The 11,767-nt window shown below is 63.3% G+C and carries 11 protein-coding genes; 4 read left to right on the top strand and 7 right to left on the bottom strand.

From position 1 onward, the window contains the following. Nucleotides 1–114 precede the first annotated feature (114 nt). Complete coding sequence (locus ACVWWJ_RS13400) at nt 115–315, top strand: DUF2188 domain-containing protein (RefSeq protein WP_456968254.1); 201 nt, start codon at nt 115–117, stop codon at nt 313–315. A gap of 9 nt (nt 316–324) precedes the next feature. Here ACVWWJ_RS13400 and ACVWWJ_RS13395 read toward each other — a convergent pair whose 3' ends face one another. Next, nucleotides 325–1,191 (bottom strand): tetratricopeptide repeat protein, encoded by an 867-nt coding sequence (locus ACVWWJ_RS13395; RefSeq protein ID WP_456968253.1) that lies wholly within the window; start codon nt 1,189–1,191, stop codon nt 325–327. Between the two features lie 266 nt (nt 1,192–1,457). Then, nucleotides 1,458–1,904: a hypothetical protein gene (locus tag ACVWWJ_RS13390; protein ID WP_456968252.1), complete on the bottom strand. Its 447-nt coding sequence runs from the start codon at nt 1,902–1,904 to the stop codon at nt 1,458–1,460. 137 nt (nt 1,905–2,041) lie between these two features. Here ACVWWJ_RS13390 and ACVWWJ_RS13385 point away from each other — a divergent pair, with 137 nt between their 5' ends. After that, complete coding sequence (locus ACVWWJ_RS13385; RefSeq protein WP_456968251.1) at nt 2,042–3,703, top strand: hypothetical protein; 1,662 nt, start codon at nt 2,042–2,044, stop codon at nt 3,701–3,703. Between the two features lie 39 nt (nt 3,704–3,742). After that, nucleotides 3,743–4,276 (top strand): hypothetical protein, encoded by a 534-nt coding sequence (locus ACVWWJ_RS13380; RefSeq protein ID WP_456968250.1) that lies wholly within the window; start codon nt 3,743–3,745, stop codon nt 4,274–4,276. A gap of 525 nt (nt 4,277–4,801) precedes the next feature. On the opposite strand, the gene ACVWWJ_RS13375 is transcribed toward ACVWWJ_RS13380, so the two are convergent. From ACVWWJ_RS13375 to ACVWWJ_RS13355, 5 genes are all read right to left on the bottom strand, one after another. Next, the gene (locus tag ACVWWJ_RS13375) at nt 4,802–5,731 is read right to left on the bottom strand and encodes a hypothetical protein (RefSeq protein WP_456968249.1); all 930 of its coding nucleotides are present in this window, start codon (nt 5,729–5,731) and stop codon (nt 4,802–4,804) included. 1,203 nt (nt 5,732–6,934) lie between these two features. Beyond that, entirely contained in the window at nt 6,935–7,330 is a 396-nt protein-coding gene (locus tag ACVWWJ_RS13370) for a hypothetical protein (RefSeq protein WP_456968248.1), read from the bottom strand. A 25-nt stretch (nt 7,331–7,355) separates the two neighbouring features. Next, a complete protein-coding gene (locus tag ACVWWJ_RS13365) occupies nt 7,356–7,670 on the bottom strand; it encodes a hypothetical protein (RefSeq protein WP_456968247.1) in 315 nt (104 codons plus the stop codon). Nucleotides 7,671–7,920: 250 nt separating this feature from the next. Beyond that, entirely contained in the window at nt 7,921–9,375 is a 1,455-nt protein-coding gene (gene guaB, locus ACVWWJ_RS13360) for an IMP dehydrogenase (protein WP_456968246.1), read from the bottom strand. Between the two features lie 228 nt (nt 9,376–9,603). Beyond that, entirely contained in the window at nt 9,604–9,795 is a 192-nt protein-coding gene (locus tag ACVWWJ_RS13355; RefSeq protein ID WP_456969711.1) for an SDR family oxidoreductase, read from the bottom strand. 548 nt (nt 9,796–10,343) lie between these two features. Between ACVWWJ_RS13355 and ACVWWJ_RS13350 the strand changes: the two genes are divergently transcribed. Further along, nucleotides 10,344–10,718 carry a hypothetical protein gene (locus ACVWWJ_RS13350; protein ID WP_456968245.1) on the top strand — a complete coding sequence of 125 codons (375 nt, stop codon included), beginning with the start codon at nt 10,344–10,346 and terminating at the stop codon, nt 10,716–10,718. Nucleotides 10,719–11,767: the final 1,049 nt, after the last annotated feature.

Raw genomic sequence — 11,767 nt, 5'->3', positions numbered from 1 at the left:
ATGCGGCCACTGCTGTCACGTGGGATGTCCTTGTCCGTGCAACGTCCTTTGATAGGTTTGCGGTCGCTTGCTGCAGGGCATAAGGTGGCACTGCACCCTCACAGGAGTCACTGCATGTCCAAGAAACTGTTTGTCGAAAAGCGTGAGCAGGGCGATTTCGCCGTCCGCAAGCCGGGCTCGGAACGGGCCAGTGCTGTGTTGCCCACGCAGAAAGAAGCGATTGCAAAGGCAAAGGACATGGGCGCCGCGCACCCCGACGTCGAGCGGGTTCGCAATACGAAAAATGGCAGTCCCGACAAATGGCGTAAGGCCTGACACCGCCGGTCAGTGAAAGTACGAACGTGCACCCTCGGGGCCTGTGCAAAGGCCATTGAGATCTTCCGGTTTGACGCGTTCGCACTTGAAGCCGGCGGGGCATTGCGTGTCGAGTTGGCACGAAGCGACGGTGACCGGCATGAGGCGCGGCGGCGGAATCACCGCCATGCCGCCCTCGGTCGGAGTCGCGCAAACGCCAAGGCCGGACACCTGGCCTGCGGGGACCACGCAGGTCTGGCCCGTCACACAATCGGTGCTGACACGACACGTCTGCGAACCGCCTGCTAGGGACGTTGCAGGGGTGATACGCCTCTGCTGCGGGCGGGGGCCGGGTCGGGCCTGTGGGGCCGGCGCCTGCCGGTCGACCACAACCCCTGCGACCAGGAGGGCAAAGTCCAGCTGTGCTTGCCGCCGTTCGGCAATGTCGGGCGCCACGCGGTCGACAGACGGCACCGGCCGGTGGAGCCGCTCGAGCCCCCTGATGGAATTCTCGTCCCCGTAACGTGCGCCCTCGGTGTAGAGCACTGCTGCCGCGTCCGGGTCAGGCGTATCGGTGACCCTGCCGAATTCGAGCAGGGCGCCGGCGTTTGAAAACGCCATGGGCACGCCACGCTCGGCCGCGTCCCGGTAATAGGCAAACGCCTTCGCCGGGTCTGCGGGCCATCCCCTCTCCGCGCACCCGGCCTCGATGATGGCGCCGAGGTTGTTGATGGAATAGCCGTCACCCGCGGCCGCAGGGCCCTGCATCACAGCAATGGCGTCCTTGCACCGGTGGTCTTCCATGGCGATGAGCCCCTGGCGACTGGGCGCGCGCAGCGACGTGCAAGCGCAGAGCGAGACAAGCAGCATGCTGGCTGCAGCGATTCGACGAGTCATGTTGGTTCCCCCTGCGCGGACTTTAGCAACCCGTTCCGGACGCGTCCGTAGGCCGTTCGGCCGACGTCGCGACAGAGAGCAACGAGTGTCCGGCGCTCTCTGCGCTGCAAGGGGCGCTCCAGGTTGGGACCATCCGCTAGGAGGAGACGCCGTGCGCAGCCTGACGCAGAACGAACTGCTTGATGTCGTGTTCGAAAACCATGACGTCCCTGTGACCCAGCTCGGCCGCCTGATGGGCGTTCGCTGACGGGCTACAGGCGGGCCGCTCACTTCTGTTGGGGGCGACGCCGCGCGGTCCCGTGGCCCACGTGCAGATGTAGCGGCTCGTCACAGCTGCGAATCACGTCCCCTGTCAGTGGGTCGACGATGTGCTCTGCATATCGGTCAGCCAGGCGGTCGATGGTGACACTTCGGTGGACCAGCCGCTTGAGGTCAAATGACCACTCGTACAGGCTTTTTTCCTCGAGCCGGTATCGCCGCTTTCCCGCGCGCGGCGAACGAATTTTCAGCATGTGGCCGGTATACGCCTTGAGGCGCTCTTCGACGAGCTCCAGGATTGTGCGGAGCGTGCTTCCGCACCTGGGGCAGGGCGAACGTGGCGTGTCGGCGGGGAGGGCCATGCAGCACTGGGAGCAGGTGACTGACGCAATGGTCATGACGGTCGTCCCGGGTGGCTGGTTGACAAGATAGCGCGCGTTGAAGGTCTGACGCACCGATGGTCCTTCGCATCCCCATGACAGGGCGGCACCCCGGGCGCAGCATGCCGGCACGCCGATGGAGCCTTTCGCGCCGGGTGGGCTCAAGTGATCTGGATTGGTGCCGACATATCCCGGGCCGACATGGAGTTTGCATGCCCCCGTCCCGAGCCTCCGAGCCACCCTCTCTTGCCGCTTTAAGCCTTGCATTGATTGCCTGGCTGTCCAAAGCCTGGGCGCCGCTTGCGGCAGCATCCCTGTCCATCGCCGCGTTGTACTGGGTCGAATTCATTCGGTACTTCGCCATTCCGGTCAACTTCGGGGCATCCGCAGGACTGACCGCATTGCCGGCTCTTGCGGCAACCATGTTTGCCGTCATCGCCATCATCGCCGTCTTCTGCCTGATACCCTCACTCGCCCTTTGGGTGCCCCTTGGCAAGGAGCGGCGCAGACTGCTCGACGGGCATCGCGCTCGAAACTCCGCGCTGAAGGGCCCGCGGGACCCCTTTCGCAGCGGTGACCTTGAGCGCGGCTGGGTAGCCGTCAATTGCTTTCTGGGCGCGCTTTGGGCTGGCGTCATCGCCATTTCCGTCATGGACGAAGCGAACGTCAGCCTTCAGTGGCTCGGGTCGGGTGTCTTGGTCGCCAGCACCGCCGTCTCGTGGCTGGCGTTCGGGCCCGTCCGCCGGCGTGCCCGAATCGAGGGTGATGCGGCGTGGATCCTGTTTTTTCTCCAGTTCGTCTCGGGACTGGTCCAGGGCCTCGTACAGTTCGGTGTCCTGCAAGCCGGACTCACAGCGACAGGGTCGCTCAATTTTGTCGGTTGGATGCAGCTCATCGCCTTTGGATCCGGTGGCATTGTCATGGTTTCCATTGCGCAATACGCCATGGCGTTGGCCATCGCAAAAGGCCCAGTTCGAAACACGCCCCGAACCTTTGTGCTGCTGATGCTGGGTCTGGTCGCAGTCCCCCTGCTTGTCCCACCGCTCGGCGCGTCCGTCGCTTCCGTTCCCTTTCGCCTGAGAGGGCCCGACGGCCGCAGCTGCGTCACGCTGACGCCCACCAGCGGTGCAAAGCGAGACGACTGGTCGGGAATTCTCGAGTCGGGTGCAAGCACCACGGTGCCACTGTGGGCGACCCGGCTCGACGACACCTACTACGTCAAACGGGATACCCGGAGCACGACCATCGTCATTCCTGCGGTCCAGGTCCAGGGCGTTTCAAGCTGTCCACCATCCGGCGCGGCGGTAAAGGTGGACGCGAGTGCTGTCCCGGTAGCGACTGCTGTTGCGTCCGGGGCATCGATGCACGTCGAACCGTCCATCTGGGTGGCCATCGGTGCACTGTGCGTGTCCGTGATGTCCCTCATGGCCACCCTGGCGCTTCATCGCCGCGCCCACCGGCCTTTGGTATCGGTGCGAATCACAGCCCACGACGGCGGAAACCTCGGCATCAGCCTTGACATCGTGGTGGAGAACACCGGCACCCGCCCCGCACTAAACGTGGTCCTCGAAGCGGGCATCGAAGATGTCAGGCAAGTCATGCTTGACGAATCGGAGAATGCCCTTGTACCGAAGGATGCTGGACGCGTGTTTTTCTCGGATATCCGAATTCCCGTTCTGGCCAACGGGCGCATGGTGACCAACGCATTCGGCCAGCTCGGCACCCAGGGTTGCTGGAAGCCCGGCGCGGTTTTGCCCATCACGGTGTCCTATTCCGCGATGGACGGCCAGCACTTCAGTGAATCCTTTGGTTTGTTGCTCGCCGACGACATCGGGTTCGCCCAGACCAGTTGGGGTCCACCCGTCAATGGTTGACGGTGCTCCGAGAAAACTCGTGCATTGCGGGAATGTTTGATGCAACTCGATGCAAGCGAACTGATGGCCGGTGCAGCCATTGCGATATTTCCGGCCGTATTGCTGTGGGGCCTGGTGTCGGCCCGCATGCAGGCGCGACCCTGGCGGATGATGGCCGTTGCAGCGCTCGTGGTGGGTCCCGTAACTGTTTTTCAGCTCATGCTCTCGGGCCAGCCTGCTCATCTCTCAAACAATGCTGAATTCAACGCGTTTTACGAGAAGTTCCGACTCTTCGAATTGGCGTGGATGTCCGTTGCCCTTGGCATTGGAGGCGCGCTGTTTGGCGCGGCGATAGCCGCGCGTGCAGCCCAGCTCCACGCAGAGGAAACCCGTCGGCTCGACCTGGCGAAGGCGTCGAATCTCAAGGAGCTGCAGCGAACCAAAAAGGAGCTGGCGGTCCTGAAGGCAAGTCCGGCATCGCAATCGAATGAAGTGCGGGAAGCCATCGAAAAGACGGAAAACAGGTGGCTTTACCTCAATCGGGCAAAGCACGCTCTTGAGGAAAAGCGGGCCCGGATGGGTCTCGAGGAGTAAGGGGTGGCAATGGCTCTCTTGCGGTGGCTGGTGCGCCGGATACATCTGGCGAGTCCCGCATGGTTTGTGACCGTCTTGACGGCGCCCCGTTTTCTGCTTGAATCAAGGTGACCCAGGACGGGTTGAAGACTGGGACAATCCATGGACATGGACAAACAGCGTCGGTTTCACGACGCATGCTGGGACGGTGACCGGGGCGCTTTGGAGGAGCTCCTGGCTGACCCGGAGGTATGCCTGTCGAGCCACCACAGCTGCGGTCTGTTGCATGCAGCACGCCGGGGTCATCGCTGGCCCGTCGAACGCCTCCTCCCCACAGTGACCCTTTGGCCCATGCTCCGAGGCATTGCTGCGGGCTGCGAAGAACCGCCACGCGTCGTGCATCCGCCTGCTCGCGCCGGTTTCAGACCCGCATGCGTGGGACGCGCACGAGTGGGACGAACTCCGAGACACCGAGCGCCGTCTGGTCGAGCGCCTCTGTGGGCCCCGTCGCAAGTTCTGGAGTGCGCATCTGGTTGATGCGGCCAGTCAGGGGACGTCGCCTAACCGACGATGAGCTCGCGGTAGAGGTTGCGGGTGACCAGCGACCAGATGCCGGGGCATTTGAAGAAGGGGTGCCATGGCGGCGGTGCAATGAACGACACATCCCGGCCGTTGTTCCAGATCGGGACGACCGTGCCGGCGAGGTCGGCTTCGGCCGCGCATGCCTGCATGGCCTCGATGAACTCGGCCCGCTCGCAGTTCGGGCCAGCGTTCGGTCCCTGCCGCGGCAAGCGCAGCTCCCGCCACGAAGAGGCCCAGGGCTACCATGAGCGCGCGGCGCTCAAGCATCGCCGGGCCGTTGAACCCGTAGATCGTTCGGGCGGGCAGGCGCATGGCGCCCATGCCTGTGATTGCGACTGCCACAAGGTACAGGCCCCCGAAGAATCCTCGCCATCCGAGTTCGGCGGTGAGGGCCGGCAATATGCCAATGAAAACGCCAAGGCCCCCCGCGAGCAGATCGAAGGCAAGCCCCGACAAGACACATGCGGCCCACCGAAACGGTCGTTCCAGGCGCGCAGCGGAAGCGACAAACGCTGTGCCCATCAGGATAAAGGACGGATAGGCGAGAAGTTTCCATATGGCCGTTGAGACAAGGCCGCCGATGGCGCCAACGAAAATGCGTTCGACGTGGGCCGGCGTCCCCAAGCCGATGAGCGCGGTTCCCAAACTCAGGAACAAGGGGACCCTGCCTACGGTGACCATGCGCGTAAGCAGCTGGATGTCGTCGAGACGAGCGAGAAACGGGATGGGAATCTGCATCTGTATTCTGCCAAGCCAGCGCGCGGATGCATTTCCGGTGTGGGTCTGCTCCGACACTGGATCACTTGCGGGAGCGTCCGCGTTGCGGCGCAGGATGCGGTCGACGGCGACGGCGAGACGTCGCAGCTTGATGGCGTATGGGGTCAACACGTTCATGGTTTCTTCCTCATTGTATGAGGCAGCGGGAAACGCCCGTGCCTTGAGTAGGGTAGGTGTTCGCTGGGGACGCCAGAATCCGAAACGGGCGCTTTTGCGACGACCCTTTCCCGGGGCGGTGTGCTAACCGCGGATACATGGCTCAGGTTCGACGGACGGCGTGCCGAAGCCCGGCGTTTGTCTCACGCTGCGCCGCTCCCGTCGGCCGCCCGCACCTCGCAACGTCCCGTAACGCCCGCAAGGCTTCAGACCGAACGCCGAGCTGATTATCAAAACCGGTGCGCCTGTTGCTGACGACGAAAACAGCGCTGATCGCTCCCAGCAAGTAGTGGTCCGCGCCTTCTGACAGGAAATACCACCAGTCCTTATCCTGGACATTCGGTCGCACCGGACTTGTGCCCCGCGTCGCGCGCGCAAGGATAGGAATCCCGAACAGGGTTTCCCGTGCCACAGACCCGTGCCCACCCGTTTTCCCAGCTGCACAGCGAGGCGGATGCGGGTCGCATTGCGTTACCGGACCGCGTGAGCGTAACGGCCTGCGCTTCGGCAACAGGCAGGCGGAGTCATCCTTCTGATGCCGGCCTGCCGGAGGACCAGGACAGTCCCGCTCGGGCACACGAGCCTTTCAACACCACGTTCCGGCGCCACCTTGCACTCATCAACTACCGCGTCCGGCGCACGTCCCAATCTGACCGGGCACGTGGCCTGGGAGCCTGGCTTGTCGGCCCGGCGAATGACTGGCCGAACCCGAACGGACACCTTTGCGGCACGCTTCCGACCCTCTACAGCATCCTCGAGTGCCAGGTCGGCGCGGCCTATCTTCGCCACGGCATGCCGGCCATTTTGGCGAGAGAGCTGGTCGATGCGACGGCAGGGACGCTGGACGCGGCTCGGGCCTTCGTGACCAGCAGGGGAGAGGTATGCGATATGGCCGCCTTGCCGCCCTGCCTGCGGCTTCCCCCAGCGTGCATCAGGACCGGCTTCCAGGTTGCTCCGCCAGGGTTTGTGCTCGATGACACCCGATGGGAGGCCGGCGGACGACTCTGGGAAGGTTACGCCCGGACCGCGCGCATCTATGGGCAGCTGATTGACCAACTCAACCGGTCCTTGCTCAGGACAGTGGAGAGCGCCGAACGCGGGCTGCTGTCGCGCAGGATATGGACGCCGCCCAGTACGCTCGCTTCGCGGCCGCGCCTTTGAGGGTCAAAGGCCGTGCGTGAGATCGTTTGCATCAATCGCAAGCGGCGCGCTCCGGAGCGTTGCCGCTTGCGCCAGGGACGGCGCCTTCAGATGAAAGGCGTCACGCCATTCGGCCTCGGTCAGCTTGCACGAGCCTTTCCAGGCGTCGAGTGATTCTTGTTTGGCCAGCCTGACTTCAGCGTCGAAGATATCGAGCTCTGCACAGGCGCTTGCGAAGCTATCGACGAGTCGCGAGCTGTAATGGCCCGACGTCGACACAATGACGCTGTAGCGCCCGACCTCCCGTTTCACCGGCGGGTCCGCTTGCAGGTCCAGGTCCCATTCGACATATTCGAGGGCGAACAGGCCGAGTCGACCCTGATGGACGCGGTACTCGTTTTCAACCGTTGCGAAGTTCATCGAGTTCTTCTGCTTTGGACGGGTGTCAAAGAGGCGTCGCGTCGCAAGTCACGTCGGCCCCTGCGACGAAGACATCAGGCGTGTCAGCGGAGGCAAAGCCCCGCATGAAGCGCCACTCGGTCACGCCGCCGACAAGGTGCTGGCGGTAAATGTCCCGTGCATATCGCCAGTTGTCCCTGCGGTCGGGTCGGATGTTCATGAGCAGGTCGTGGCCGCGTGTGCAGATGAGACTGAAGTCGCGGTCGTGCGAACCGGCGACAAGCTCCGGTTGGGTCGTCTGCGCGTGGACCAGGGCGGGCACGGCGACGAGGGACATAGCGAGCAGGTGGCGGAGGGACATGGCTGCACTTGTGCGAGGTGGTGTGAGATTCATCGGCCCGCCGCGCCACTTCTTGACAGTGAGGGCTGCTACCGCGGCACATAACTCATATGCAGTCGAAAAACATCGCTCGATGGCGCTTGGCAGAGCCCGGCGGAGACCAGGTGGAGTTCCGAAAGAGTTTTTGTCAGCTGCTTCTCCAGCCCAGGGCAGAGTCGGTGCGGGGCACATGTCACCCCGTGACCCCGGCCACGTCTTCCCACATACCGAGTCAGTCGAGACGGTAGTTCGGGGCCTCTTTCGTTATCTGGACGTCGTGCGGGTGGGCTTCGCGCATCCCCGCGCCCGTCACCTGGACGAACTGCGCCTTTGCATGGATTTCGTCAATGCTCGCCGCGCCCATGTAACCCATCGAGGCACGGAGGCCACCTGTGAGCTGGTGGATGATGTTGCCGACTCGCCCCCGGTAGGGCACGCGTCCCTCGATGCCCTCTGGCACGAGCTTGTCGAGATCCGACTCCTCCTGGAAATAGCGGTCTTTGGAGCCGAGCTCCATGGCGCCAATCGACCCCATGCCCCGGTAGCTCTTGTACGAACCGCCCTGGAAGAGTTCGACATCCCCCGGCGACTCGTCGGTTCCGGCAAACATGGATCCGATCATCACGGTTGACGCACCCGCGGCCAGAGCCTTGGCCACGTCGCCGGAATAGCGGATGCCGCCGTCGGCGATGAGGGGGATTTGTCCCTTCAGCGCGGTGGCCACCAGATCGATGGACGTGATTTGTGGGACACCGATGCCGGTAACGATGCGGGTGGTGCAGATGGAACCGGGACCAACGCCAACCTTGACCGCATCAACGCCCGCGTCGAGCAGCGCGAGGGCTGCCTCACCCGTAACGATGTTGCCGGCGATGACCTGGATCTGGGGATAGCGCTTCTTGACCCAGCCGGCGCGGTCAATCACCGACTGGGAGTGGCCATGGGCGGTGTCGACCACGATGACATCCACGCCCGCGTCAACGAGCGCTTCAACACGCGCCTCGGTATCGCCACTGACCCCGACGGCAGCACCGACGACCAACCGCTCGTGGGCGTCTTTCGCGCCATGGGGGTTGTCGGTGGCTTTCTGGATGTCCTTGACCGTGATGAGGCCACGGAGCTGGAAGTCATCGTTGACGACAAGGATCTTCTCAATCCGGTGCTTGTGGAGCAGGCCGAGAACAACCTCGTGCGAAGTCCCTTCCCGGACTGTGACCAGACGTTCTTGCCGGGTCATGATGTGGCGCACCGGGTCGGCGTGGTTGCGCTCGAACCGCATGTCGCGCCCGGTCACGATGCCAACCAGCCTCTCGCCATCGACAACCGGAACGCCGGAGATGTTGTGGCGGCGGGTGAGCTGCAACACCTCTCCGATAGAGGTTTCGGGGCCGACAGTGACCGGATTGCGAATGACGCCCGTTTCATGCTTCTTGACGAGGCGTACTTCTGCCGCCTGGTCTTGCAGCGCCATGTTCTTGTGGATGATGCCGATGCCGCCGTTTTGGGCCATGGCAATGGCGAGGCCTGACTCGGTCACGGTGTCCATGGCGGCGGAAACAATGGGAATGTTGAGCTGCAGGCCGCGCGTGAAGCGCGCTGACAGGCTTACGTCGCGGGGAAGGACCGTCGAGTGGCCGGGAACGAGAAAAACATCGTCGAAGGTCAGGGCCTGGGCAAGGATGCGCATGGGGAGCTCCGGAAGTCGGCGCGGACACGATGTGGGCCCGCCATGCGCTGTCAATTTAGATTATGAGCGTCATACTGTCAATCATTCCACGTTTCGCAGAGTCCCCCGTCCTTGGCGGTGCGCCTAACGATGGAGCTTCGGGCGGACCGGGTCTTGGTGGTCCTGAACCAGAAGTCGAGCAAGAGGCGCAGCTGCTGGAACCCCAGGAGCTGCACCTCCCCGATGCTCTCAGATATTCGGCGCTCCGCCCGCCACCGTAATCATCGCGGCGTGGGTGTAGGTGCTTTCGTCCGACGCGAGGTAGACGTAGGCGCCTGCCAGTTCCACCGGCTGGCCGGGACGCTGCATTGGAGCCTGCGTGCCGAACTCCTCGATGGTGGTCTCAACCAGACGCTTGCCGTGGGAAGAGTCTGGATCGATGGCAAAAGCCTGCAGCCCGCCCGAATTTCAAGGACGATTACCCGCAGCTCTTGAGCAGGTCCCGAAGAGCGCTCTGCGCGCAGGGCGAGCGTTTCCAAATGGTGGCGCAAGGCTTCGATGTCGGAGCGCCGGCGGCCGTTGTGTTCGGCAAGCGCTTCAATGTGCCTTGCGGACCGTAGTTCGTAGATGGCCGCCTTTCCTGTGGCCACCCCTACCGCAGCGGAAAGCGCCATGCCTACCGCGCACTTTGCCACCAGCGGCCAGTGTTTTGTCGCCATCGCCCGGGTCCAAAATTGACCTTGTCGGCACCGGCGCGACGGGCACCCGGCAGCGCGGCCCTGCAGTGCCACGTGCTTTCGGGTTCGCTCCGCTGGCGCTTTGCGAATTGGCGGGCGCAACTTCCTTTACAGAGGATATGGTCTGCCACGGCATAGCAGTTATCCGGAAAGTCGGGGCTGCTTTGCCTGTCGGTTATGGGCACGATGTGGCGGCGGCGCGGTCTTTGGACCGTCACGCCTCAGGGGTCGGGGGGTGAGCAGGCACCCGTCATGGCAGGCGCCGAAGGAAATGGCAGTGTGGAGATGGCCCGCTCGCGTGGCCCGACACGCCCGAATCCCGGCACGCAAAAAAACGGTCTTGCAGAACGCTCAACATACGCTCGGGAGCTGGGAATGAGGGGAACAATCCAATACATCAATCCGTTCACCGGATTGGTGGCGGCCCTGACCACGGATGGCGCCTTCAGTGTATTTGAACTGGTTTCAGGAAGGGCAGAAGCGGGTGACTCGGTCAGCTGGGCGGGCGACTGCCCGTTCGGAGCAGACACCGTCCGTAACCTCACGCAAACTCTCTTGCTCGACGTCGTTTTCAAAAACCACAACGTCGCTGTGACGCAGCTTGGTCGGCTGATGGGCGTGCGCTGAACGGGTGCACGGAATGCAACCGCTCATGACGACGTGGTTTACGCACTGAAGCACAGCTCTCGAGTGGTCATGTGCCTGCTCATGATGGACGGGACAGGACCTGAGTGCCGCAATGCGCCGATGTCACCGGAAAGTTCCAGGGGCTGTCGGCGAGCGGCGCGTTCTCCATGCCTCATCACTCGAATCACGGCGCACGCCCTTGCATGCAACATTCCAGTGTTCCGATCCCTGATGACGCCAGTGCGAATGGCTTTGCCCGTGTGGTCGACGCTTGATGCAACGGCACCGGCGAGAGCAACAGGCCGCTGGCAGCGGCAGTGAGAGGAGCGTGAAAGTGCCACCGATGGATGGGTGTGCATTGCTTTTTATTGATACCGCATGCCGGCCACGTAGAATTTGCATGCGTTCGCCGCCACTCCGCCAGTTCGCAGTCACTGTCCCTAGCTGCTTTGAGTGTCGCGCGATGGCCTGGCTGTCGAAAGCGTGGTCGCATTTTGCAGCAGCATCGTTGTCCATCGCAGTCATCAAATGGCTCGAATTCATCCGGCACTTTGCCTGGATGGGCTCGGCGGGTGTGGGATCAATTCATAGACACCATGGAGCGGCCCCGGTCAGGATGGGCGTTTGCATGGGGCGTCGTTTGGCCAGCCATCGCGCTGGCGTATGAAAAGCTCGTCTCCGCTGTCATGTCAGGAAGATGCTGCTGTAGCCGAGCAGGGTGGGGATATCGACCATAAAGAGCAATCGCGAGGCGTCGCAGCGAATCCGTTGTGCTGCGAGGAGGTCCCATCCTAGCGTACTGAAAAGCGCCGGATGCCGACCGGGTGAAGTCCCGGTCCATCCGTGGCGTGCAAAGCCTGGAGCGGCCTCCGGCTTGGCCGCGATGGCGCACGGGGGAGCGAGTAAGGTCTCGATGCCCGAGCCCCCTTGACGAACTGCCACGCTCGGTTACGGTGGGGATCCCGCGCCTGGAATTCTGATGCGTCACCCGTCTGCGGCACCCGAACCTGCCTGCGCCGCCCCGTCACCTGTAGATGCGGATTCGTCGC

The organism is Luteibacter sp. HA06 (assembly GCF_054061215.1).
This window is presented reverse-complemented; position numbering and strand designations above follow the sequence as displayed.